The organism is Amycolatopsis tolypomycina, from assembly GCF_900105945.1.
In the GTDB taxonomy this organism is placed as follows: Bacteria; Actinomycetota; Actinomycetes; order Mycobacteriales; family Pseudonocardiaceae; genus Amycolatopsis; species Amycolatopsis tolypomycina.
In genome coordinates, this window is the sequence record NZ_FNSO01000004.1 from 1,330,573 (window position 1) to 1,352,632 (window position 22,060).

The following is a 22,060-nucleotide window of genomic DNA, read 5'->3' on the forward strand; positions in this document are numbered from 1 at the left end:
TGCCCGAGAAGACAGTGCGCGAGATCGTCGAGGGTGTCTGGGACGCCCTGACCGGGTCATCGCCGGGGGCGTTCGAGCTGACCGGAACCGAAGAGGTGCTGCCCGGTCCGTACCGGGTGGCGGCCGCCGCCACGGCGTCGATCGCGGCGGCGACGCTGGCCGCCGGCGAGATGCTCCGGCTTCGCGACATCGAGCCCGGCGTGGTCACGGCGGACACGCGGCACGCGGCGGCGGCGTTCCGGAGCGAGCAGCTGCTGCGCGTGGACGGCGTCGGCGCGGAGAACGTCTGGGCACCGCTGTCGGGCGACTACCGCGCGGCCGACGGCTGGGTGCGGCTGCACGCCAACTACCCGCGCCACGAGGCGGCGATCTGCTGGGGGCTCGGGGTGCCCGGGGCTCGCGAGGCCGTCGAGAAGGCGGTCGCCGGGCGGAGCGCGCGCGAGGTGGAGCACGCCGTCGTCACCGCCGGGGGAGCGGCCGCCGAGCTGCGGTCGCCGTCGGACTGGGCCGCGCATCCGCAAGGTGAGGCGGTGTCCTCGCTGCCACTGGTCTCGCTGTCTTCGATCGCCGACGCGCCGAAGCGGACGTTGTTCTACTCGGACCGGCCGCTGGGCGGCATCCGGGTCCTGGAGCTGACGCACGTGCTCGCCGGCCCGGTGGCCGGCCGGGTGCTGGCCGCGCACGGCGCCGACGTCCTGCACGTCGGGGCGGCGCACCTGCCGCGGGTCGAGGCGCTGGTGCGCGACACGAACCAGGGCAAGCGCTCGGCGTTCGTGGCACTGGACACCGAGGGCGGCCGCGCGCGGCTGAAGAAGCTGATCAGCCGGGCGGACGTGCTGGTGCAGTCGTTCCGGCCGGGCGCGTTGGAGCGCATCGGGTTCGGGCCCGCGGAGCTGGCCGAGCTGCGGCCGGGCCTGGTGATCGCGGACCTGAGCGCGTACGGCTGGACGGGGCCGTGGGCCCGGCGGCGCGGGTTCGACAGCCTGGTCCAGATGTCGAGCGGCCTGGCCTGGGGCGACCCGCCGTCGCCCCTGCCGGTCCAGGCACTGGACCACGCCACGGGCTGGCTCACGGCGGCGGCGGTGATGACGGCCCTGCGCCGGCAGGTGACCGACGGCGGCACCTGGCGCGCGCGGCTGTCACTGGCGGGCACGGGCCGCTGGCTGGATTCCTTGGGCCGCAAGGACCCCGCGGCCACCGACGTCGACTTCGGCGACCTGCTGGAGGAGGTGGACAGCGGTTACGGGCGCCTGACGCGGGTGAAGATGGCCGGCGGGCTGCCGGGCGCGGAGCCCCACTGGGACTTCGGGACGCGGCTGCCAGGTGTCGACAAACCGACCTGGACGCCCTGAGGCGGGCGGCCGACGGCGGGCGGGAGCGGTCGCCGCTGCACTGAACGACTCTTTCATGACGTCTGACGTCATGAAAGAGTCGTTCATGACGTTCAAATCCGCTGCCACGCCCGGCTGAGCCCGGCAGCACGACCCCCAACTCGGTTCGCGTCAGCGACGCCGGAGGCGGTCGACCAGCCGGCGCTTCGGCTTGGGCAGGTGGCCGCCTTCGATCAGCCATGTCACGAACTCGTCCGCGTACGCCCCCGACCGCTCCGCCGCCTTCTTCGGGCGGCCTCGGTTGAACTCCGCGAACAGGGGCCCGAACCGCTCGCCCAGTGCCTCCGCCAGCTCGGGCCGCTGGTAGGCCAGTACCCGGCCGTGCTTGCGTCGCAGCACGGTCGCCTCCACCCGCAACCGGTCCGGGTCGAAGCCCGCCGGTGCCGGGCCGTCGGCCAGCAAGGCGTGCAGCAGCTCCGCCTGGCGCCCGGCCAGGTCCTCGCGGCTCACGTCGTCACCGCTGCCCGCAGCGCCGCCAGCTCCGCCGCGAGTTCGTCGTCCGTGGGGTAGTCGTCGTCGCGCTCCAGCAGGACGCCCGGCGGGTCCGTGCGGCGGCGCAACTCCGTCAACAGGGACAGCACCTCCGGCAGGACCGGGTGCGCGTGCGTGTCGTGGTAGACGCCGTCGCGCTCGATGCCGCCCGCCATGTGCACGTACGCCAGCCGCTCCCAGGGGATGCCGTCCAGGAACGCCTCCGGGTCGGTGCCGATGTTGCGGGCGTTGGCGTACAGGTTCGCGACGTCGATGATCAGCAGGCAGTCCGTCCGCTCGGTCAGCTCGGTGAGGAACTGCTCCTCGGTCAGCTCGGCGTCCGGCCAGTCGAGCACCGCGGCGATGTTCTCCAGCGCCAGCGGTACGTCCACAATGGACTGGGCGAGCCGGACGTTCGCCACCAGCACGTCCAGTGCCTCGCGCGTGCGGGGGAGCGGCATCAGGTGCCCCGAGTCGAGCCCGCCCGCGCGCACGAAGCACACGTGGTCGCTGACCAGCGGCGCGTCCAGGGCCCGCGCGATCTCCGCGAGGTGCTGGACGCGGCCGGTGTCCAGCGGCTCGGCGCCGCCGAGGGACAGCGAGACGGCGTGCGGCAGCACCGGCAGCCCTCGCTTCCGCAGCGCCACGAGCGTCTCCGGCAGGTGGTCGGCGTGCAGGTTCTCGGCGACGACCTCGACCCAGTCGACGCCCGGCAGCCGCGCGATCGACAGGTCGAGCTCGTGCCGCCAGCCGATCCCGATCCCCAGCTCACCCACCGCAACCCCCTCCGCCGCCGCACGACGAACCACACGAGGACCCGCTGCTGCACGACGAGCCGCTGCTGCAGGAAGACCCGCTGCTGCACGACGACCCGGACGAGCCCCCGCCGCCGGACGCCGTCACCGGCGGGGCCAGCGCCGCGCTCAGCTCCTCGTCCGGGTACATCGCCCAACCGCCCAGCGCGACCGCGGCCGCGGCCCCGCCGAGCAGCACGCCGCCCGCCAGCATCCCGGCCGGCACCGGCCCGCTCGCCGCGGAGCGGACCTGGCCGAGCACGCGGTACCCCGCGGCCGATGGCTGCCGCGCGCCCGGCTTCGCCCGGCGAACCGCCGCCACCACCGCCAGCACTGCCGCGACGATCACCAGGAACACCAGGATCCCTACCGGGCGGCCGAGCGCGATGCCGTTGACCAGCCGGACCAGGCCGAACGCCAGCACGCCCACCTGCAGGAGCAGCCCGAACGTCCGTGCCTGCCGCTTCGCCGAAGCCGACACCAGCAGCCCACGCTGGTCGAGGCCGTCCTCCAGGGCCCGCATCGCCGCCGAGCCGCGCACGGACGCCCGGATCGTCGCCGTCGTCTTCAGGTGCGCGACGTCGAAGACCGCCCGCTCCACCGGGTCGGACGGCCGTGCCGCGGTCCGGCTGATCTGTTTGTAGCTGTTGACGCGCAGCTGCCCGCGCTCGACCAGGGCCGCGATCGCCGCGTCGACGGCCCGGTCGGGGCCACCGGCGAGGAAGGCGAGCTGGTACACCGTGGGCGGCGGACCGGCGAGATCGGCGCCCGCCCGCATCGCCCGGCGGTTCACGACGCCGGTCACGATGACCCTGACCAGCAGGGCCGCGCCGAGCAGCGCGATGTAGAGGACCACGAAATCCGGTCCGGAAATGCCCCACGGGTCGTCCATCGCCCGTCTCCCCTCAGTGTGTCGCGGTTACCGTAGCTGTGAGACGCACGCGCTCGCGTCGGCGTTTCAACCGCCGCAGCCCCCGCCTCCGCCGCCACCTCCGCCGCCGCAGCTGCTGCCCCCGCCGCCTCCGCCGCAGCTCGCGCCGCCGTAGAAACCGGCGCTGCCCCCACTGGCGGCCGCCCACCCGCGGCGTGGGCCGTGGCCGCGGGACGGCGAGACGTGCGTGGCGCGGCTGACAGCCAGCCGGACGTCCTTGTCGGGGTGGCTGCCGAACCCGCCGGCCGCGACGGCCGCCACGGCGCCGGACGCCAGCGGCCCGGCCCGCTCGGCTTCGGTGGCCGCGGCCCGCCCGGCGGTGGTGGTGGTCCCCAGTCCGGGGAGGGTCACGGCGCAGTACGTGCCGACGGCGGCCGCGCCGATGTTCAGCACCAGCAGGCCCACCAGGAAGCCGACCGGGTGCCCGGCCGCCGAGCCCGCGACCAGCCGGACCGCGCCGAGCACCAGCAGCGCCACGTAGGCCAGCACCGTGAAAACCCAGGTCAGGCGCACCTTCCGGACGTCGACCAGCAGGCCGCGGGCGATCAGCCCGGCCTCGAGCGCGGCCACCTCCGGGTGCTGCAGCACCTCGCGGCGCACCGATTCGACGGCGGTGCCGGTCTTGCCGATCCGCACCAGCACGGCCCGGCCCAGGTCGTCCGGCGCCGAACCGCGGACGTGGTGCACCCGGCCGGTGCCGTCCATCCGGATGGTCTGCTGCTCCAGCAGGCGCGCGACGACGACCTCGCCGACGCGCGTGCGGCCGCCGGTGAGCAGCGCGAGTTCTTCGGCCCGCTCCGGCACGCCCCCGCTCCGGCCGCGCCGCAGGACGCCGAGCCGGAGCCCGGCGGCCAGCGCCGGGACCAGCAGCAACCCCAGGTAGAGCCCCGCGAACACCGGTCCGGGAATACCCCAGGTGTCGGTCATGAGTCCGCCCTCCCTCGTCCGTGTGCGGAGACTACGTTCGAGGAAGGGCGGGGGGTTGCTCCCTTAAGGAGGATTTAGGCTGGTGCCTTCTACGACTGGGGTACCAATTTGAGCGAGATCGAGTTGATGCAGTAACGCTGGTCGGTCGGGGTCGGGTAGCCCTCGCCCTCGAAGACGTGCCCGAGGTGGCTGTGGCAGGAGCCGCAGAGCACCTCGATGCGCTTCATGCCCATGGTGCGGTCTTCGCGCAGCAGCACGGCGTCGGAATCGGCCGGGTCGTAGAAGGACGGCCAGCCGCAGTGGCTGTCGAACTTCGTGTCGCTGCGGAACAGCTCGGCACCGCAGGCGCGGCACTCGTAGACGCCGGTGGTCTTCGTGTCGGTGTACTCACCGGTGAACGGCCGTTCGGTCCCCGCCTGGCGGAGGACGGCGAACTCGTCGGGGCTGAGCTGCGCCCGCCATTCCTGCTCGGACTTCACGACGCGCGGGGTCGCGCCGACAACGGGTTTCATACCTTTCACCCGATCCACGTTACGCCGCGAGCCAGGCGAGGGCGTGCACGACGATGTCCCATGCGGCCACGATCACGCCGAGCACGATGAGGACGACGATCAGGGCCGCGACCCAGTAGCGCAGCCCCCCGAGCCGGTTGCTGGAGTCGGCGAAGTCGGCAACCCCGTCCAGTGCGGCTTCGATGGTGAAGTTCGGTCCGCACCGCTCGATGCGGTCGAGGTGCTCGGCGAACGCGCGCGCCTCCGGATCGTACGGGTCCAGGCCGACCAGGTCCTCGTGGAAGCGAGGATTCTGGCCCGGCAGCGAAGCTCCGTCGTCGGCCATGCCACCACGGTAGGCCATCCGGCCCGCTCAGCACACCGGACGCGCGTTAAGTCTCAGTTGCCCGTGCTCGACCCGGCGTCGGCGTTGGCCTTGGTCTGGGCGTCGATGAGCAGCTGCCCGCCGGAGTTCACGATCCGGAACGAGTGCGACTCTTCGTGATCCGGGAAGACCACCGTGGCGGTGATGGTCACCGCGCCGTCATCGTTGTACGCGCCGCTCGCGCGCTTGGCGCTGACCGACTTGAACTTGCTCCAGTACTCGGTGAAGGCGTCCTGGCTGCCGTAGACCTGCTGGGCCGCCGGCGTGAGCATCGACCAGGAGGCCGCGGCCCCGCCGGGGAAGTCGTAGAACGCGATGATCCGCTGGCCGGCCGGAGAAAATTCGATCTTGCCCGACGTGGGGGTCTTGCCAAGGCCGGCGGGTGCGTTCGGGGCACTGCTCGAGCTGTTGGGCTTGGACGAGTTCTGGCCCGAGGTCGGCTGGGTGCCCGGCGACTGGGCCACCTGGTTGCCGCCCGAACCGCCGTTGCCCGAGTTCAGGACCAGGAACACGACGACCGCGACCACCACGACCGCCGCGCCGGCGCCGGCGAACATCGCGTACTTGCGCTTGTTGTCCGGCTTGCTCGTGGTCGACGAGTACTGGGGAGCCCTGGCCGTCGGCGCGGCCGCGGGCATCGGTCTGGGCGGGGTGTTCGGCGGGGCGGCCGGGGAGCGCATCGGCATGAACGCCGCCGTCGGGCGGGGCGGGTTCGACGGTGACTTGGCTGCCGGCTTGTTCGCCGGCACGGGTGTGCCGACCGGCGGCGACGACGGCGCCTTGCCGACCGTGCGCTGCCACGGCGGCCGCTCGCCTTCGTCGGCGGCGGGCGTGGCCGGTTTGCGGCCCGCGCCGCCGGAGAGCAGCGGCGGGGACGCCGACTGGCCGCCGGGCTCGGTGCGGGCCAGCGCGGCCAGCCGCTCGCGGGCCTCGGCCATGCTCGGCCGCTCGCCCGGCTCGCTGCGCAGCAGGCTCATCAGCAGCGCGGTGGCCGCGCCCGCCTGCACCGGCGGGTTGATCTGGCCGTTCGCCGCCGCGTAGAGCAGCGCGAGCTGGTTGGTCGTGTTGCCGTACGGCGTGGTGCCCTCGATCGCCTGGTAGAGGGTCGCGCCGAGGGCGAAGACGTCGGAGCTGGGCACCGGGTCGGCGCCGCGGGCCAGCTCGGGGGCCAGGTACGCGGGGGTGCCGCCGATCAGGCCGGTCGCCGTCAGCGTCATGTCGCCGGCCGCGCGGGAGATGCCGAAGTCGGTGATCTTCGCGGTGCCGGTCTCGTCGATGAGGATGTTGCCGGGCTTGACGTCCCGGTGCACGATCCCGGCGCGGTGGGCGGCCACCAGCGCGGACGCGACCTGCTCGCCGATCCGGGCGACCCGGCCCAGCGGCAGGGTGCCCTCCTCGGCGAGGATCGTGGAGAGGCTGGGCCCGTTCAGGTACTCCATCACCAGGCACGGGTCGCCGTTGTGCTCGGCGATGTCGAACACCACGATGGCGTTCGGGTGCTGGAACCGGGCGGCGTTCTTCGCCTCGCGCATCGCGCGCTGGCGCATGTTGTCGCGTTCGGTCTCGGAGACACCCGGCTGCGGGAGGATCTGCTTGATCGCGACGGTGCGTTCGAGGCGCACGTCGGTCGCGCGCCACACGACACCCATGGCACCGCTACCAATGTGCTCGACGAGGCGGTAGTGCCCCGCGATCAGCTGACCGGTGTCGATGGCGACTGCTCCTGACGAAATTCCCGGTGGTGGTGGCCCTGCTCAGCGCGTTACCGCTTCGCGCACCCGATCGAGTGTAGCGGTCGGGCCTGTGCTCTTCGCGTCAGCCAGCCTGTCCGGCAGGCTGCGGTTCGGCCGGTGCCCGCTTCTTGAACACCTTGACCAGCCCGATCGCTCCGGCCAGCGCGAACACGCCGTAACAGGCGAGCAGCGCGGGCGGCGTGTCGCCGGTCAGAGCGTCGCCGAGGACGACCACGGCGACCGTGCCGGGCACGCTCCCGAGCAGCGTACCGGTCAGGTACGGGACGAGCCGCACCGAGGACACCCCGCAGAGGTAGCTGAAGGGGGCGAACGGCACCACCGGGATCAGCCGCAGCGACGTGATGGCGAGGACGCCGCCGTCGGCGAGGCGGTCGTTGACCGTTCTGACGGCCGAGCGGTGCAGGTGCCGGGTGACGAGGTCACGGCCGAGCAGCCGCGCCAGCCCGAAGGAGAGGCCGGCCGCGATGGTGGTGGCGACCAGGCCGATCGCGATCCCGGCCGCGGTGCCGACGAGCAGGCCGGCGGCCAGGTTGAACACCGTGCGCGGGATGGGCGCCACGGTGAGCAGCGAGTAGGCGACGAGCAGCACGAGCGGGGTGGCGGGGCCGGTGGTGGCGGCCCAGGCCCGCAGTTCGGCCGGACCGGGGATCGGCAGCAGCACCGCGGCCGCCGCGAAGGCGGCGAGCACGGCGAGCGCGACGATCAGCTTGGTGCGGCCGGACACCCGATCGAGCCTACCGGCGGCATTCTCGCGGGCGCCGCCCAGGCGCGATCACCGCTAGCGTGGCCTCAGTGTCAGGGTGGTGTTGCCGCTGTTGCGGTGGTTGGGATCCTGGCCGCTGGTGACCTGGCTCGTAGCGTCGCTGCCACCTGCTTGCGGGTTGGCGATCATGCGTTGTGCCGGTCACCGGTGAGCCAGGGCCGACCGGCGTGACTTGATAGGAGCGTGGCAGCGCCCCCACTGAGGTGTGTCCGCCGGCCGGCCCAGCCGTCCCTTCGAGCTGGAAGGAGACCATCCCCATGGTGGTGATGCTGGGTATCGATGTCCACAAGAACACCCACACCGCGGTCGCGGTCGAGCAGGTAGGGCGCAAACTCGACCAGAAGACGGTGCGCGCGACCGATGCCGGTCACCGGCAGCTGCTGCGCTGGGCACTGCGCAACTGGCCAGACACCGAGCTGACGTTCGCGGTGGAGGACTGCCGGCACGTGTCGACCCGGCTGGAACGAGCGCTGCTCGCCGCAGGCCAGACCGTGGTCCGGGTCCCGCCGAAGCTGATGGCCGGAGCTCGCTCCTCGGCGCGCACGCGCGGCAAGTCAGACCCGATCGACGCACTGGCCATCGCCCGGGCCGCGCTGCGCGAACCGAACCTGCCGGCCGCCACACACGACAGCGTCTCCCGCGAGGTCAAACTGCTCGTCGACCACCGCGAAGACCTGGTCAACACCCGCACCCAGGTGCAGAACCGGCTGCGCTGGCACCTACACGAACTCGACCCCGAACTCGACCCCACCGCCCGCAGCCTGGACCGGCTCTGCGAACTCGACCGGCTCACCGCCTGGCTGGCCCAGCAGCCGGCATCGATGGTGGTGCGCATCGCCACCGAGCTGGTCACCGACATCCGGGCACTCACCGTCCGCGCCAACGCACTGGAGCGGGAACTCGCCCAGCGGATGGCTCACCTCGCACCCCGCCTGCTCGCCATACCCGGCTGCGGTGCCCTGACCGCAGCGAAAATCGTCGGCGAAACCGCCAACGTGACCCGGTTCCGCTCCGAAGCCTGCTTCGCCATGCACGCCGGCGTCGCCCCCATCCCCGCCTCCTCCGGCAAGACAAACCGACACCGCCTCGCCCGCGGCGGCAACCGACAACTCAACGCCGCGCTGCACCGCATCGCCGTCACCCAAACCCGCCTGGCCGGCCCCGGCCGCGACTACATCCACCGACGCCGAACCACCGGAGACACCACCATGGAAGCACTCCGCGCCCTCAAACGACGCCTCGCCCGCGTCGTCTACAACACCCTCCACCACGACACGACCCAACAACCAACCACGCTCCCCGCAGCGGCTTGACATAGGAGCAACGCATGCCCAAGCACGGTGACCCGGTGGAGTACGAGGTGGGCGGCCGCACGGTCCGCGTCTCGAGCCCGGACAAGGTGTACTTCCCCCAGCGCGGCATCACGAAGCGGCAGGTCGTGGAGCACTACCTGACGGTCGGCGGGCCGCTGCTGCGCGCGATCGGCGAGCGCCCGACGACGCTGAAGCGCTACGTCGACGGCGTCGAGGGGGACTGGTTCTACGCCAAGCGCCTGCCGAAGGGCGCGCCACCGTGGGTGGCGACCGCCGAGATCACGTTCCCGTCGGGCCGCAAGGCGGCCGAAGTGTGCCCGACCGAGCCTGCGGTGTTCGCGTGGGCGGCCAACCTGGGCACGTTCGACTTCCACCCGTGGCCGGTCCGCAGCGCGGACGTCGACCACCCGGACGAGCTCCGCATCGACGTCGACCCGCCGGACCGGGCGGGCTTCGCGGACGCGGTCGAGGTGGCCAGGGTCGTCCGCGAGGTGCTGGCGGACGCCGGCCTGACGGGCTGGCCGAAGACATCGGGTGGCCGCGGCGTGCACGTGCTGGTCAGGATCCGCCCGGAGTGGGACTTCGTCGCGGTCCGCCACGCGGTGATCGCGCTGGGTCGCGAGGTCGAGCGCCGGATCCCGGAGAAGGCGACGATCTCCTGGTGGAAGGAGGAACGCGGCGGCCGCGTGTTCCTGGACTACAACCAGGCGGCACGTGACCGCACGGTGGCCTCGAGCTGGTCGGTCCGCGGCACCCCGCGCGCAACGGTGTCGACGCCGCTGACGTGGGACCTGCTGGACGAGGTGGACGCGGACGACTTCGACGTACTGACGATCCCGGCGTTCCTGGCGGAGCACGGCGACCTGCACGCGCCGATGGACGAGACGCCGTTCGGCCTGGAGACGGCGTTGGAGTGGTACGAGCGGGACCTGCGGGACCACGGGCTCGGGGATCTGCCTTATCCGCCGGACTATCCGAAGATGCCGGGGGAGCCGAAGCGGGTGCAGCCGAGCAAGGCGCGCCCCGAGTGACGTTCACGGCTTGCGGCAGCTGACCGCCGTCACGGTCGCCTGGGGGACGACTTTGCTCGTCTTGGTGCTCATGCTGGTGCGGTCGACGCGGTACGCCGTGCCGCCCTGGGCGTAGGCGGTTTCGATGAGCTCGCCGGACGTGTCACCCGAGATGCTGTAGGTGATGTCGCACTCCCAGAGCAGGGTGCTCGCGCCGAGGAAATTGAGCTTCGGCTCGACGACCACGTTGCATCCCGCCGAACCGAAACACTGCTTGGACTGGATGGCCAGCTCGACCGAGTAGTCCTTCGGCGTGGGCTCGGGCAGCGCCGGCTCGGTGGTGGCCGGAGCGGCGAGAGCGGGAATCGACGGGCTGGTGGTGGCAGGAGCGGCGGCGTCACGCGGCCGGCCGACACCGTCGGCGGAGATCCACGTTTGGCCGGGCCCGACGCACGGGACTTGCTGGGACTTGTCCAGGCACGGACTGGCGGTGGTCTTGCCGAACGCGGTCGCCAGCACGATGCCGGCCGCCAGCGCAGGCAGCACGACGAGTACACCGACCACCCATGGCCACTTCCTGCGCCGGGGCCGCGGGGCGGGCGGCAGCGGGAAGTGCGGCTCGTGCGGGCCGGGTGAGGCCGGAACGGACATGACCACCTCCGTGACTCTGTGCCCGGGACAGACGCGACGGAGGAACCCTGCGTCACGGCGTGGCACGGATGGAAGCCTCGTCCGGTACCGGCTTGTAACCACGCCCACAGCAGTGGCGGCCATCACCGAATCAGGGGCTTACCCGGCAAATTCCTGTCGGCCAAAAGAACCAACCCGAACGCGGAGTGATCACCCAAGCGCCCGCTGTCGCCTTTCGGGTCACAAATGTTGCACGGCCGATCTCGATGTCACGATCTTGGTCTTCGACGGCGTAACGTGCGGTCCCGGATCGGCGACTCCCCGGGGCCATCGGGGAGCGGGTTCGAGGAAGGAGGCCGTTCGTGGACGACCTGATCGCTTTCCTCGCGGCGCGCGTGGGCGCGCGGCAGGCGTTGATCATGCAGGCCGTCAACAAGGCCAAGGCCGGCGAGGCCATGAACCGCGGCGAGACGAAGGTTGCCGTGGAGCAGAAGATCCGCGGGCTCACCGATCTCGAGCTCGACGTGGTCAACCAGATGATCAACGAGATCGAGGCGGCCCGGCGGATCCTGCTCGCCCACCGCACCACCGTCTCGGAGAAGGTGCCCGGTTTTCCGCTCTACGGCAGCGAATACTGGTGTGAAACCTGCCACGTGCCCGCCGACGAGGCCGGCTCCAACTGGTGCCTCACGCTGCGCCTGCTGGCCCTGCCGTACGCCGACCACCCGGAGTACAGCGAGCGCTGGCGTCCCTGACGGGAATCCCGCCGCACGCCGGGCGTTGTAGCCTGCGTGACGCTGTTTTCCGTGCTCGACCGCTCGCCCGTGCGGCGGGATCGCGGGCCCGCGCAGGCACTGCGGGACACCGTCGCCTTCGCCGGCGGGATCGAACGGCTGGGCTACCACCGGTTCTGGGTTTCCGAACACCACGGCGTGCCCGGGGTCGCCGGGTCCGCGCCGACCGTGCTGGCCGCCGCCGTCGCGGGGGCGACGAGCCGGATCCGCGTCGGCACCGGGGGCGTGATGCTGCCGAACCACCGCCCGCTGGTCGTGGCCGAGCAGTTCGGCGTCCTGGAAGCGCTTCACCCCGGGCGCATCGACATGGGTCTCGGCCGCTCGGTCGGCTTCACCGGCGGCGTCCGATCGGCGCTGGGGCAGGGCAAGGAGGCCGCCGACGACTTCGGCGCGCAGGTGCGCGAACTGCTCGGGTTCTTCACCGGCTCGCACGCGTACCCGGGCGTGCACGCCTATCCGGCCGAGGGGTTGCGCGTGCCGCCGTTCCTGCTGGCCACGGGATCCGGCGCGGACCTCGCCGCGGAACTCGGGCTGCCGCTGGTGATCGCCCCGGTGCGAGGCGAAGCCGCCCTGGTCGACGCCGTGACGCGCTACCGCGACGGCTTCCGGCCGTCGGCGTGGGCGCGCGAGCCGTACGTGGTGGTGTCGACGGCGATCGCCGTGGCGGACTCGGCGGCGGACGCGCGGCGCCTGCTGGTTTCGGAGGCCTGGGCGACGGTGTACTCGCGCTCCCACGGCGTCTTCCCGCCCCTGGACCCGCCCGCCGAGATCCTCGCGGCACCGATGACCGACCGCGAGCGCGGGCGGCTCGAGGAGACCTTGGCCGGGCAGGTTTCCGGGACGCCGGCGGAGGTGGCGGACCGGCTGGGCCGGTTGGTCGAAGTCACCGGCGCGGACGAAATCCTCGCCACGACGGCGGCCTACGACCAATCCGCGCGGTTCGATTCCTTCGCCGCGCTGGCCCGATTGGCCGAACTGCGTGAGCCCGTTTCCTGATATCCGGATATCGCGTCGGGAATTGGCGGAGGTATTGCGGTGGCCCGGTTTTCGGTGACCGCCGGGTCGGCCTCGAGCCGCGACCGGACCCGTCCGGCGATGTCCCGCGCCACCTCGGCCGGCGTCTTCCCTTCCGTCGGCACGAGTGTTCCCGACCGGCGCAGCCACGGCAGGGCCTCGGCGTAGCGGTCGACGTGGTCGAGCCGCCACTGCCGGGCGAGGGTGTCGGCCGACTCCTCGATCCGGCGGCGCAGTTCGGCCGGCCCCGCGTGCACCACGAAGTGCGCGACCGGGACGCCGCGGCCGGCCAGGCCGTCGAAGATCTCCCGCGCGTACGCCTCGACCAGGACGGTCTGCGGGATCACCAGCGGGCCGGCGTGTTCGTGCACCCGCGCGGTGTTCTCGACGACCAGCGGCCGCCACAGCGGCAGGGCTGGAAGTCGCCTCCGTGCTCGGGAAACGCCGTGCGCAGCAGGTAGCCGACGAACTCCGTGTCGAACGTGCGGGCACCCAGCAGGCGCGCCAGTTCGGCCGCGGTCGTCGTCTTGCCCGCGCCGAACGTGCCGTTCAGCCAGACGATCACCCGAGGACCAGCGGCAGCCGCGCGGCCAGGTCGCCCAGTGCGGTCTCCTCCGCCTCCGTCGGCGCCCGCCGGCCCGTCGCCACCAGCAGCACGTCCGCATCCGGCCACGACGGCGGGAACTCCGCCCCCGCGATCCGCTCCACCATCGCCCGGGTCCGGGCCAGGCCCTCCGCCGGCGGGCCGGCCACCGACGGCACGTGCGCCACCAGGTCCAGGTGGTGCAACGTCCACTCCAGCACGTACGCCGACAGGTAGTCGCCCGCTGTCAGCACCATTTCCTGCGTCGACACGCGCATGCCCGGGTCCGCCAGGTCCGCCGCGCGGCCCGCCGCCGAGCCCACGTCGTCGAGGTGGAACTGCAGCAGCGCCGGGTCTTCGTACGCCGCCGCCAGGCGGACGATCAGCGCCGACAGCGGGTCTTCGCCCGTCGGTGGGGTGGCTGACACCGCCCAGTACGTGATCGCGTCGTGCGTCACCGCCGTCGATGCCGGGGTGGCCAGGGTGATCAGCACGTCCTGCGCGTCGATCACCAGGTGGCAGACCAGGTCCCGGACCAGCCACCCGCGACACCCCGAGGGCTGGGAAAACGCCGAGGGGGGAAGGGCGGCGACGGCGGCACACAACGCCGCCCACGTGCGCGAAAAGAGATCCACGCGCGCGAAGCTAGCAGGGTCACAACCTCAGCTGCAGCTGAGTCAGCAGCCGCTGCGCCGGGTCGTCGAAGTCCACTCCGGACACTTCGGCCGCGCGGCGGACGCGGTACCGCACCGTGTTCGGGTGGATGTTGAGCACCCGGGCCGCCGCGCGGACGTCGCCGAACGCGTTCAACCAGGCCAGCACCGCCGGGACCAGGATGCCGCCGTGCTCGGCGTCGTGCTCCGCGAGCACCACCAGCCGCGGGTCGCGGATCCGGGGCTGGGAGCCCAGGAAGGCCAGCACCTCCGACAGCAGCACCTCCGCGCGGACGTCGGCCAGCGAGGCGACGTCGGCGGCCCAATGCCCGCGCGTCATCGCCGCGAGGACGCGGTCGGCGTCGCCGCGGGAGGCCGCCGCCTCCGAGAGGCGGGGCACGACGCCGCCGAGGGCCGCGCGGACCGGGACGTCGAGGTGACGGCGAGCCGTCGCGGTGATCTCGCGGGCGAGCGCCAGCACCGCCGCGTCGGAGTGCTCGGGCAGGTCCGGCAGCAGCGCGTAGACGCGGCCGCCGATCACGCTCACCAGCGCGCTGCGCCGGTAGGCCGCCGTGTGGACGGCGATCAGGTGCACCAGTTCTGCCCGCCGCAGCTGCCGGTTGTCCGAGCGCTCCAGCGAGAACGCCAGTACCTGCGCCGGCCGCGCGGGGTCCGCGCCGATGTCGTCGGCGACGGACTCGGCGTCGAGCCTGCCCTCCAGCAGGCTGGCCAGGAGGTCTTCGCGCAGCCGCAGCTCCGGGCTCGGCAGCGTGCGCGCGCGGATCAGCTGCGGGGCGAGCGTGCGGCTCGCCCCGAGCAGCGCCGTCTCGGCCCGTTCGGTGAGCGGCTGGGCGCCCTCCTGGACCCAGATCGTGCCGAGGGGCTGCTTGCCCGCGTGGATGCCGGCGGCGATGCGGCGGCGGATGCCCAGCTCGGGCCGCTCGTCGATCCGGACGATCCCTTCGCCCGCGCGAAGCCGCTGGTAGACGCCCCATTCGCGGAGCATCGCGAGGTAGCGCTCCGGCCCTTCGCGGCCGAGGATCGACAGCCGCCGCAGCTCGTCGACCTCGTCGCCCGCCCGCGAATACGCGAGCACGCGGTTCGCCGTGTCCTCGATGCTGACCAGGCCGCCGGTGAGCGTCGCGATCGTCTGGGCCAGCGCGAACAGGTCGCCGAGCACCTCGCCGCTGGCCGCTTCGCCGCCCGCGCGCGCCGCCTCGACGACCCCGCGGGCCAGCGCCTCCACCTGCTCCCAGCGGGCCTCCGCCCCGACCGTCAGCAGTGCGACGCCCGCGTCGGCGGCGACGTCGGCGCCGGTTGCGCCCTTGACCGCGACCGCGGCCGCGCCGCCACGCCCGGCCGCGCGGATCGCCGGGGCCGCCGCCCGGCCGCGGGCGCCGATCACCAGCACCAGGTCGCCGGGGGAGGCCTCCAAGGGGTCCTCGGGGTCGAGGATCACCACGTCGGTGACGCCGACACCGAGGCCGTGCGGCGCCACGACGACCTCGACGAGCGGCTCGCCCAGCGTCGCGAGGACGTGGCGCAGGGAGGTTGTTTGATCGGCCAAAGCCATGCGAGCGATTTTAGCCGTTCGGACAAGCCGCCCGAGTGTGTCCGGAGTTACCGTTCGGGGCATCAGGACTACAGAGCAGAGGAGCCGCCGTGGACGCCGTGACCCAGACCCCCGCCCCGACGAACGAGCCGGTGCTCACCTACGCGCCGGGCAGCGCTGAGCGCGCCGAACTCGAGGGTGCGCTCCAGCGGCTGGGCCAGGCGGAACCGGTCGACCTGACCGTCACCATCGGCGGCGAGCAGCGCCCCGGCGGCGGCGAGAAGATCGACGTCGTCCAGCCGCACAACCACAAGCACGTCCTCGGCACCATCCACAGCGCCACCCAGCAGGACGCGGCCGACGCCATCGCGGCCGCCGCGCAGGCCGCCCCGGAGTGGCGTGCGCTGTCCTACGACGACCGCGCCGCGATCCTGCTGCGCGCCGCCGACCTGCTCACCGGCAAGTGGCGCGCCACGCTCAACGCCGCCACCATGCTCGGCCAGTCCAAGACCGCGACCCAGGCCGAGATCGACTCCGCCTGCGAGCTCGCCGACTTCTGGCGCTTCAACGTCGAGTTCGGCCGCCGCATCCTCGCCGAGCAGCCGATCAGCTCGCCGGGCGTGTGGAACCGGATGGAGCACCGGCCCCTCGAGGGTTTCGTCTACGCGATCACGCCGTTCAACTTCACCGCGATCGCCGGCAACCTGCCCACCGCGCCCGCGCTGATGGGCAACACCGTGCTGTGGAAGCCGTCGCCGACGCAGTCGTTCGCCGCGCACCTGACCATGCGGCTGCTCGAAGAAGCCGGGATGCCGCCGGGCGTGATCAACCTGCTGCCGGGCGACGGCAAGGCGGTCTCCGAGGTCGCCCTGACCCACCGCGACCTGGCCGGCATCCACTTCACCGGCTCGACCGCGACCTTCCAGCACCTGTGGGGCACGGTCGGCGCGAACATCGCGGGCTACCGCGGCTACCCGCGCCTGGTCGGCGAGACCGGCGGCAAGGACTTCGTGCTCGCGCACGCCTCCGCCGACGTCGACGTCCTGCGCACCGCCCTGGTCCGCGGCGCGTTCGAGTACCAGGGCCAGAAGTGCTCCGCCGCTTCGCGGGCGTACATCCCGCGCAGCGTCTGGAACGAGCTGAAGGACGGCCTGGTCGCCGAGACCGAGGCGCTGACCTACGGCGACGTCACCGACCTGTCCCACTTCGGCGGCGCGGTGATCGACCAGCGCGCGTTCACGAAGCACTCCGACCTGTTCGACCGCGTGCGCGAGGATGCCTCCGTCGAGGTGCTCACCGGCGGCACCGCCGACGACAGCGTCGGCTACTTCGTGCAGCCGACGATCCTCGTCTCGGACAACCCGAAGCACGAGATCTTCTCGACCGAGTACTTCGGCCCGATCCTGTCGGTCTACGTCTACGAGGACGGCGGCTTCGACGACGTCCTGAAGCTGATCGACTCCTCCGCCGCGTACGCGCTGACCGGCGCGGTGATCGCCAACGACCGCAGCGCCGTGGCGAAGGCGTCGGAGGCGCTGAAGTTCTCCGCGGGCAACTTCTACGTCAACGACAAGCCGACCGGTGCCGTCGTCGGCCAGCAGCCGTTCGGCGGCGCGCGGGCCTCGGGCACCAACGACAAGGCCGGTTCGATCTTCAACCTGCTCCGCTGGACGAGCCCGCGCTCGGTCAAGGAGACCTTCGTGCCGCCGACCAGCGTGCGTTACCCGCACCAGGGCTGAGAGGGAGTTTCAATGATCGTGTCAAGCGGCGGCTGTGGCCGTGAGCGGTGGTGAGGGATGGAACTCGCGGCCGTCGCGCAGCAACGCCCAGATGACGTCGACCAGGCGGCGGGCCAAGGCGATCAGGGCTTGGGTGTGCCGTTTCCCTTCGCCGCGTTTGCGCAGGTAGAAAGCCCGAGAGGGACCGTCGGGGCGTTTGATGGCCGACAGGGCGGCCAGGTAGAACACCCGGCGCAGGCCGCGGTGGTAGCGCTTCGCCCGGTGCAGGTTGCCCCGTATCCGCCCGGAATCGCGGGGCACCGGCGCGAGACCCGCGTAGGCGGCCAGATGCGCGGAACTGCGGAACGCGGCCTGCAGGTCGCCGCCGGTCCCGGCGAGCAGCTGGGCCCCCAGGATGGGGCCGAATCCGTCGAGGCTGGTGATGGGCCCGGCGTCGGGGTGCTCGGCGAACCGTGCACCGAGCTGCTTGTCCAGGTCTTTGATTTCCCGGTCCAGTTCCAGCAGCTGCCGGGCCAGCCGGGCGATCAACGGTGCGGTCACCGATTCTCCCGGCAGGGCCACGGTTTGCTCCGCTGCCGCGGCGAGGGCCTTGTCCACCATGGCCGGAATGCCCTTGGTCCACGCACCATGCTCGGCCAGATAGGCCGACAGGCCAGTCGCTTCGGCCGCGCGGATGCCGGCCGGGGTCTGGAACCCGGTGAGCAGCACCAGCGCCGAGCGGGTGGAGTAGTCGAACGCCCGTTCCAGCGCGGGAAAAATCGAGGCCAGCAGTTCCCGGATCCGGTTGACCCCGCGCACCCAGTCGGCCATCAGGTCCTCGCGGCGCGCGGTGAGCACCTGCAGATCGGTGACGACCGCGTCGGGGCTGGTGATCGGGGCGAGATCGCTACGCAGGCGGGCGGTTTCGGCGATGGTGCGGGCGTCACGCGCGTCGGTTTTGCCTTCACCGGCGAACGCGCCGGCCATCCGGTTGACCAACCGGCCCGGCACCGACACCACCGGCTGGCCGGTGGCCAGCAGCAGCGTGATCAGCAGGCTCGCCGCACCGGAGGTCATGTCGACCGCCCACACCACCTCCGCGGCTTTCGCGGTGGTGCGGGTGATCAGCTGCTCGATCGCGGCTTGGCTGTTGGCGACCTTCCGGGAGAACACGATCTTGCCGGTCTCGTCCACCGCGCAGGCGTGGTGGAAGCCTTTGCCGACGTCGATCCCGACCCACATCTTGTGCACTGCCACGCAGCCTGTCCTCCCGTCTTCGCAGCTCAGCCCGGTGGACGACCCGCCGACAGCTCCATAAACAGCGACCGAGCGCAGATTTCAATCAGCGGCCAGGGCGTCCAGAACGACGGGGCGGCCACTCCTTCGAAGCCACCACACGAGGCAAGCCGTCATCAGCCACACCCCATCGCCCTGGGCATCCAGAACATCCCGTCCTGAACACCAACAATCTTATGGAGACCGTCATGTTGCGTGCCCCGCTGCTCGCCGCCGCCCGGTCGAAGCGCATCCGGGCGCTGGTCGAGGCCGTGCCCGCCACGCGCTCCGTGGTGCGCCGGTTCGTCGCCGGGTCCGAGACCGCCGACGCCGTCCGCGTGGCCAGGGAACTGGCCGCCGACGGGCGCCGGATCACCCTCGACCACCTGGGCGAGGACACCGCCGACGCCGCCCAGGCGGCGGCGACCGTGGCGGCCTACGAAGCCGTGCTGACCGCGCTGGCCGCGGAAGGACTCGCCGAGGGCGCCGACGTGTCGGTGAAGCTCTCGGCGGTCGGGCAGTTCCTGCCGTCGAACGGCGAGGACGTCGCCCTCGAGAACGCGCGGAAGATCTGCGCGGCGGCCGACGCGGTCGGGGCGACCGTGACACTCGACATGGAGGACCACACCACCACGGACTCGACGCTCGGCATCCTGCGCGAGCTGCGCGGCGAGTACCCGTGGGTGGGCGCGGTGCTGCAGGCCTACCTGCGGCGCACCGAGCAGGACTGCCGTGAGCTGGCCGGGCCGGGCTCCCGGGTCCGGCTGTGCAAGGGCGCCTACGCCGAGCCGGAGTCGGTGGCGTTCCAAGAGAAGTCCGAAGTGGACAAGTCCTACGTCCGCTGCCTGCGCGTCCTGATGGCGGGCGAGGGCTACCCGATGGTGGCCTCGCACGACCCGCGGATGATCGAGATCGCCGCCGCGCTGGCCGAGGAGCACGGCCGGACCGACGACGACCACGAGTTCCAGATGCTCTACGGCATCCGGCCGGAGGAGCAGGCGCGGATCGCGGCGTCGGGCGCGCGCATGCGTGTCTACGTGCCGTACGGCGACGAGTGGTACGGCTACTTCATGCGGCGGCTGGCCGAGCGGCCGGCGAACCTGGCGTTCTTCCTGCGCGGGCTCGCCACCCGTTCCTGAGACACGACGAAGGCCGCCCCGCCGAGCTGGGGCGGCCTTCGTCGTGTGGTGGTGGTCAGGCCTGTTCGGCCTCGGCTTCGGCGGCCTTGCGCTTGACCTCGGCCATGTCGACCTCGCGAGCCTGCTTGATGAGCTCTTCGAGGGCAGGCTCGGGGAGCGCGCCGGGCTGGGCGTAGATCAGCGTCTTGTCCCGGATGATGGCCAGCGTCGGGATCGAGCGGACGTCGAAGGCGGCGGCGAGCTGCTGCTGCGCTTCGGTGTCGACGCTCGCGAAGACGATGTCTTCGTGCTTTTCGGAGGCCTTCTCGTAGACCGGCGCGAACTGGCGGCACGGTCCGCACCAGCTCGCCCAGAAGTCGATCAGGACGAAGTCGTTGTCGGTCAGCGTCTGGTCGAAGTTCTCGGCGGTCAGCTCAACGGTGCTCATGCCCTGGTCAACGACGCGAGCCCGGCGGGAATTCCCGGGGCCGGGGTAGCGTCTGGGTGAGCGCACCCTGTCAGAGGAGGAACAGATGGCCGACGGCGAGATCCTGGGCCGGATCGACGAGCTGATCGCGGAGGAGCACGAGCTCCGGTCGCGCTCGGTCGGCGTGGGGCTCAGCGGCGGCGACAAGGACCGGCTCACCGCGGTCGAGCAGCAGCTCGACCAGTGCTGGGACCTGCTGCGGCAGCGGCGCGCCAAGGCGGAGTTCCACGAGAACCCGGACGACGCCGCCGCGCGCCCGGTGTCCGAGGTGGAGTCCTACCGCCAGTGAAAAAACTTCTCGGCGCGATGTCGAGAACGTCCGACCGGCTCCGTCCCCGGGGTGGCAGCGGCCAGAATGGGCCGTCCGACACCGAGGGAGCACCACGATGGCGAAGTACCTGTTGCTCAAGCACTACCGCGGCGCGCCGGCCCCGGCCAACTGCGACACGAGCATCGACCAGTGGACGCCGGAGGAGGTCGCGGCGCACATCCAGTACATGCGGGACTTCGGGGAAAAGCTCGTCGCGACCGGCGAGTTCGTCGAGCACCAGGCACTCGCCCCGGAGGGGACGTTCGTCCGCTACGACGGCGAGGGCAGGCCGCCGGTCACCGACGGCCCCTTCCCCGAGACCAAGGACCTCATCGCCGGCTGGACGGTGATCGACGTCGACAGCTACGAGCGGGCCCTCCAGCTGGCCGCGGAGCTGTCGGCCGCGCCCGGCCCGAAGGGGGAGCCGATCCACGAGTGGCTCGAGCTGCGCCCGTTCCTGGCCGCGCCGCCGACCATCACGGAATGACGGGGGACGTCGTGGGCACGGGGATCGGCTGAGCCGTGGACGAGACCCTGCTCCGCAGCCTCACCCCGGGCGTCCTGGCCGTCCTCGTCCGCCGCGGAGCCGAATTCGCGGCGGCCGAGGACGCCGTCCAGGAGGCGCTGGTCGAGGCGCTGCGCGTCTGGCCGGCCGATCCGCCACGGGACGCCAAGGGCTGGCTGGTCACCGTCGCGTGGCGCAAGTTCCTCGACGCGACCCGGGCGGACGCCGCCCGCCGGCGGCGCGAGGACGTCGTCGACACCGAAGTCGCGCCCGGGCCCGCGGCGGCCGTGGACGACACGCTCCAGCTGTACTTCCTGTGCGCGCACCCGTCGCTGACGCCGTCGTCGGCGGTCGCGCTCACGCTGCGGGCCGTCGGCGGGCTGACCACGCGGCAGATCGCGCAGGCGTACCTGGTGCCCGAGGCGACCATGGCGCAGCGCATCAGCCGCGCCAAGCGGACCGTGTCGGGGGTGCGGTTCGACCGGCCCGGCGACGTCGCGACCGTGCTGCGCGTGCTGTACCTGGTCTTCAACGAGGGCTACTCCGGCGACGTCGACCTCGCCGCCGAGGCCGTCCGGCTCACCCGGCAGCTCGCGGCGGCGATCGACCACCCGGAGGTGGCCGGGCTGCTCGCCCTGATGCTGCTGCACCACGCCCGGCGGGCCTCCCGGACGACCGAGAGCGGAGCCCTGGTCCCGCTGGCCGAGCAGGACCGGTCCCGCTGGGACACCGCGTTGATCGCCGAGGGCGTGGCGGTCCTGCAGCGGGCGCTGTCCCGCGACCGGCTGGGCGAGTTCCAGGCCCAGGCCGCCATCGCGGCCCTGCACGCCGACGCGCGGGACGCCGCGGAGACCGACTGGGTCCAGATCGTCGAGTGGTACGACGAGCTGGTGCGCCTGACCGGCAGCCCCGTCGTGCGGCTCAACCGCGCGGTGGCCGTCGGCGAGGCGGACGGCCCGCGCGCGGGCCTGGCGGCGCTCGCGGAGGTCGACGCCGCCGTCCCGCGCTACACGGCGGCGTCGGCGTACCTCCACGAGCGCGACGGCGACCTGGAGACGGCGGCAAAGCTGTACGCCGAGGCCGCGGCCAAGGCCACGAGCCTTGCCGAGGTCGACCACCTCACCCGCCAGGCCGCCCGCCTCAACACCCGCCACAACCCGGATCCCGCGTGATCAAGCCCGTAACTCGCGT

Annotated in this window: 25 protein-coding genes; 10 read left to right on the forward strand and 15 right to left on the reverse strand. The window is 72.4% G+C overall.

All coding sequences use genetic code 11. From position 1 onward, the window contains the following. Positions 1–14: 14 nt before the first annotated feature. A complete protein-coding gene (locus BLW76_RS16820) occupies positions 15–1,352 on the forward strand; it encodes a CoA transferase (RefSeq protein ID WP_091319480.1) in 1,338 nt (445 codons plus the stop codon). 150 nt (positions 1,353–1,502) lie between these two features. Here BLW76_RS16820 and BLW76_RS16825 read toward each other — a convergent pair whose 3' ends face one another. The 8 genes from BLW76_RS16825 to BLW76_RS16860 all read right to left on the reverse strand — a co-directional run bounded on the left by BLW76_RS16825 (position 1,503) and on the right by BLW76_RS16860 (position 7,868). Then, positions 1,503–1,841: an SCO6045 C-terminal-like domain-containing protein gene (locus BLW76_RS16825; RefSeq protein ID WP_091308221.1), complete on the reverse strand. Its 339-nt coding sequence runs from the start codon at positions 1,839–1,841 to the stop codon at positions 1,503–1,505. Further along, positions 1,838–2,638, reverse strand: a complete 801-nt coding sequence (locus BLW76_RS16830; RefSeq protein ID WP_091308223.1) for an MbnB/TglH/ChrH family RiPP precursor modification enzyme — start codon at positions 2,636–2,638, stop codon at positions 1,838–1,840. Before BLW76_RS16830 ends, BLW76_RS16825 begins: the two co-directional genes overlap by 4 nt. Next, a complete protein-coding gene (locus BLW76_RS16835) occupies positions 2,631–3,548 on the reverse strand; it encodes a TIGR04222 domain-containing membrane protein (RefSeq protein WP_091308226.1) in 918 nt (305 codons plus the stop codon). Before BLW76_RS16835 ends, BLW76_RS16830 begins: the two co-directional genes overlap by 8 nt. Positions 3,549–3,614: 66 nt before the next feature. After that, the gene (locus BLW76_RS16840; RefSeq protein WP_091308227.1) at positions 3,615–4,514 is read right to left on the reverse strand and encodes a TIGR04222 domain-containing membrane protein; all 900 of its coding nucleotides are present in this window, start codon (positions 4,512–4,514) and stop codon (positions 3,615–3,617) included. Positions 4,515–4,603: 89 nt separating this feature from the next. Beyond that, on the reverse strand, positions 4,604–5,026 hold the full coding sequence (gene msrB, locus BLW76_RS16845) for a peptide-methionine (R)-S-oxide reductase MsrB (RefSeq protein ID WP_091308230.1): 423 nt from the start codon (positions 5,024–5,026) through the stop codon (positions 4,604–4,606). Positions 5,027–5,045: 19 nt separating this feature from the next. After that, entirely contained in the window at positions 5,046–5,351 is a 306-nt protein-coding gene (locus BLW76_RS16850; RefSeq protein ID WP_043781162.1) for a hypothetical protein, read from the reverse strand. Positions 5,352–5,404: 53 nt separating this feature from the next. Next, complete coding sequence (locus BLW76_RS16855) at positions 5,405–7,039, reverse strand: serine/threonine-protein kinase (protein ID WP_244170191.1); 1,635 nt, start codon at positions 7,037–7,039, stop codon at positions 5,405–5,407. A gap of 166 nt (positions 7,040–7,205) precedes the next feature. Further along, complete coding sequence (locus BLW76_RS16860; protein ID WP_091308237.1) at positions 7,206–7,868, reverse strand: TVP38/TMEM64 family protein; 663 nt, start codon at positions 7,866–7,868, stop codon at positions 7,206–7,208. Between the two features lie 296 nt (positions 7,869–8,164). Here BLW76_RS16860 and BLW76_RS16865 point away from each other — a divergent pair, with 296 nt between their 5' ends. Continuing rightward, on the forward strand, positions 8,165–9,220 hold the full coding sequence (locus tag BLW76_RS16865) for an IS110 family RNA-guided transposase (protein ID WP_208613288.1): 1,056 nt from the start codon (positions 8,165–8,167) through the stop codon (positions 9,218–9,220). 14 nt (positions 9,221–9,234) lie between these two features. Further along, positions 9,235–10,251, forward strand: coding sequence for a DNA polymerase domain-containing protein (locus BLW76_RS16870; protein ID WP_091308238.1), 1,017 nt, complete (start codon positions 9,235–9,237; stop codon positions 10,249–10,251). 3 nt (positions 10,252–10,254) lie between these two features. Here the strand turns inward: BLW76_RS16870 and BLW76_RS48530 are convergent, their stop codons facing one another. Further along, entirely contained in the window at positions 10,255–10,881 is a 627-nt protein-coding gene (locus BLW76_RS48530) for a hypothetical protein (RefSeq protein ID WP_167384633.1), read from the reverse strand. A gap of 341 nt (positions 10,882–11,222) precedes the next feature. Here BLW76_RS48530 and BLW76_RS16880 point away from each other — a divergent pair, with 341 nt between their 5' ends. Both BLW76_RS16880 and BLW76_RS16885 read left to right on the forward strand, forming a co-directional pair. Then, positions 11,223–11,615: a DUF6221 family protein gene (locus tag BLW76_RS16880; protein ID WP_091308242.1), complete on the forward strand. Its 393-nt coding sequence runs from the start codon at positions 11,223–11,225 to the stop codon at positions 11,613–11,615. Positions 11,616–11,651: 36 nt separating this feature from the next. Further along, positions 11,652–12,650 (forward strand): LLM class flavin-dependent oxidoreductase, encoded by a 999-nt coding sequence (locus tag BLW76_RS16885; RefSeq protein WP_091308245.1) that lies wholly within the window; start codon positions 11,652–11,654, stop codon positions 12,648–12,650. On the opposite strand, the gene BLW76_RS49145 is transcribed toward BLW76_RS16885, so the two are convergent. Genes BLW76_RS49145 through BLW76_RS16900 form a run of 4 tightly spaced genes read right to left on the reverse strand, consistent with a single transcriptional unit; the run spans position 12,575 to position 15,477 of the window. Then, positions 12,575–13,039 (reverse strand): hypothetical protein, encoded by a 465-nt coding sequence (locus BLW76_RS49145; protein ID WP_208613312.1) that lies wholly within the window; start codon positions 13,037–13,039, stop codon positions 12,575–12,577. The genes BLW76_RS16885 and BLW76_RS49145 overlap by 76 nt on opposite strands. Next, the gene (locus tag BLW76_RS49150; RefSeq protein WP_208613313.1) at positions 13,012–13,233 is read right to left on the reverse strand and encodes a DEAD/DEAH box helicase family protein; all 222 of its coding nucleotides are present in this window, start codon (positions 13,231–13,233) and stop codon (positions 13,012–13,014) included. Before BLW76_RS49150 ends, BLW76_RS49145 begins: the two co-directional genes overlap by 28 nt. Then, positions 13,230–13,886 (reverse strand): maleylpyruvate isomerase N-terminal domain-containing protein, encoded by a 657-nt coding sequence (locus tag BLW76_RS16895; protein ID WP_167384634.1) that lies wholly within the window; start codon positions 13,884–13,886, stop codon positions 13,230–13,232. Before BLW76_RS16895 ends, BLW76_RS49150 begins: the two co-directional genes overlap by 4 nt. Positions 13,887–13,905: 19 nt before the next feature. Then, a complete protein-coding gene (locus BLW76_RS16900) occupies positions 13,906–15,477 on the reverse strand; it encodes a PucR family transcriptional regulator (RefSeq protein ID WP_091308246.1) in 1,572 nt (523 codons plus the stop codon). An 89-nt stretch (positions 15,478–15,566) separates the two neighbouring features. Between BLW76_RS16900 and pruA the strand changes: the two genes are divergently transcribed. Continuing rightward, positions 15,567–17,195 carry an L-glutamate gamma-semialdehyde dehydrogenase gene (gene pruA / locus BLW76_RS16905; RefSeq protein ID WP_091308249.1) on the forward strand — a complete coding sequence of 543 codons (1,629 nt, stop codon included), beginning with the start codon at positions 15,567–15,569 and terminating at the stop codon, positions 17,193–17,195. Positions 17,196–17,216: 21 nt separating this feature from the next. On the opposite strand, the gene BLW76_RS16910 is transcribed toward pruA, so the two are convergent. Beyond that, positions 17,217–18,416, reverse strand: coding sequence for an IS110 family RNA-guided transposase (locus BLW76_RS16910; protein WP_425266053.1), 1,200 nt, complete (start codon positions 18,414–18,416; stop codon positions 17,217–17,219). Positions 18,417–18,658: 242 nt separating this feature from the next. On the opposite strand from BLW76_RS16910, the gene BLW76_RS16915 reads away from it, so the two are divergent. After that, the gene (locus BLW76_RS16915) at positions 18,659–19,588 is read left to right on the forward strand and encodes a proline dehydrogenase family protein (RefSeq protein ID WP_091319485.1); all 930 of its coding nucleotides are present in this window, start codon (positions 18,659–18,661) and stop codon (positions 19,586–19,588) included. Between the two features lie 55 nt (positions 19,589–19,643). Here BLW76_RS16915 and trxA read toward each other — a convergent pair whose 3' ends face one another. Next, the gene (trxA, locus tag BLW76_RS16920) at positions 19,644–20,015 is read right to left on the reverse strand and encodes a thioredoxin (RefSeq protein WP_091308252.1); all 372 of its coding nucleotides are present in this window, start codon (positions 20,013–20,015) and stop codon (positions 19,644–19,646) included. 85 nt (positions 20,016–20,100) lie between these two features. Between trxA and BLW76_RS16925 the strand changes: the two genes are divergently transcribed. The 3 genes from BLW76_RS16925 to BLW76_RS16935 all read left to right on the forward strand — a co-directional run bounded on the left by BLW76_RS16925 (position 20,101) and on the right by BLW76_RS16935 (position 22,041). Beyond that, positions 20,101–20,343, forward strand: a complete 243-nt coding sequence (locus BLW76_RS16925) for a DUF2630 family protein (RefSeq protein ID WP_091308255.1) — start codon at positions 20,101–20,103, stop codon at positions 20,341–20,343. 97 nt (positions 20,344–20,440) lie between these two features. Next, complete coding sequence (locus tag BLW76_RS16930; RefSeq protein ID WP_091308256.1) at positions 20,441–20,851, forward strand: YciI family protein; 411 nt, start codon at positions 20,441–20,443, stop codon at positions 20,849–20,851. A gap of 35 nt (positions 20,852–20,886) precedes the next feature. Beyond that, positions 20,887–22,041: an RNA polymerase sigma factor gene (locus BLW76_RS16935; RefSeq protein WP_091308260.1), complete on the forward strand. Its 1,155-nt coding sequence runs from the start codon at positions 20,887–20,889 to the stop codon at positions 22,039–22,041. Positions 22,042–22,060: the final 19 nt, after the last annotated feature.

Bases quoted from the DNA above. Each gene is read 5' to 3' on its own strand.
- BLW76_RS16870 (WP_091308238.1), top strand. From the start codon at position 9,235: ATGCCCAAGCACGGTGACCCGGTGGAGTACGAGGTGGGCGGCCGCACG.
- BLW76_RS16900 (WP_091308246.1), bottom strand. From the start codon at position 15,477: ATGGCTTTGGCCGATCAAACAACCTCCCTGCGCCACGTCCTCGCGACG.
- msrB (WP_091308230.1), bottom strand. From the start codon at position 5,026: ATGAAACCCGTTGTCGGCGCGACCCCGCGCGTCGTGAAGTCCGAGCAG.
- BLW76_RS16925 (WP_091308255.1), top strand. From the start codon at position 20,101: ATGGCCGACGGCGAGATCCTGGGCCGGATCGACGAGCTGATCGCGGAG.
- BLW76_RS16850 (WP_043781162.1), bottom strand. From the start codon at position 5,351: ATGGCCGACGACGGAGCTTCGCTGCCGGGCCAGAATCCTCGCTTCCAC.
- BLW76_RS16855 (WP_244170191.1), bottom strand. From the start codon at position 7,039: ATGGGTGTCGTGTGGCGCGCGACCGACGTGCGCCTCGAACGCACCGTC.
- BLW76_RS16930 (WP_091308256.1), top strand. From the start codon at position 20,441: ATGGCGAAGTACCTGTTGCTCAAGCACTACCGCGGCGCGCCGGCCCCG.
- BLW76_RS16915 (WP_091319485.1), top strand. From the start codon at position 18,659: ATGTTGCGTGCCCCGCTGCTCGCCGCCGCCCGGTCGAAGCGCATCCGG.
- BLW76_RS16835 (WP_091308226.1), bottom strand. From the start codon at position 3,548: ATGGACGACCCGTGGGGCATTTCCGGACCGGATTTCGTGGTCCTCTAC.
- BLW76_RS48530 (WP_167384633.1), bottom strand. From the start codon at position 10,881: ATGTCCGTTCCGGCCTCACCCGGCCCGCACGAGCCGCACTTCCCGCTG.
- BLW76_RS16840 (WP_091308227.1), bottom strand. From the start codon at position 4,514: ATGACCGACACCTGGGGTATTCCCGGACCGGTGTTCGCGGGGCTCTAC.
- BLW76_RS16865 (WP_208613288.1), top strand. From the start codon at position 8,165: ATGGTGGTGATGCTGGGTATCGATGTCCACAAGAACACCCACACCGCG.
- trxA (WP_091308252.1), bottom strand. From the start codon at position 20,015: ATGAGCACCGTTGAGCTGACCGCCGAGAACTTCGACCAGACGCTGACC.
- BLW76_RS16910 (WP_425266053.1), bottom strand. From the start codon at position 18,416: ATGTGGGTCGGGATCGACGTCGGCAAAGGCTTCCACCACGCCTGCGCG.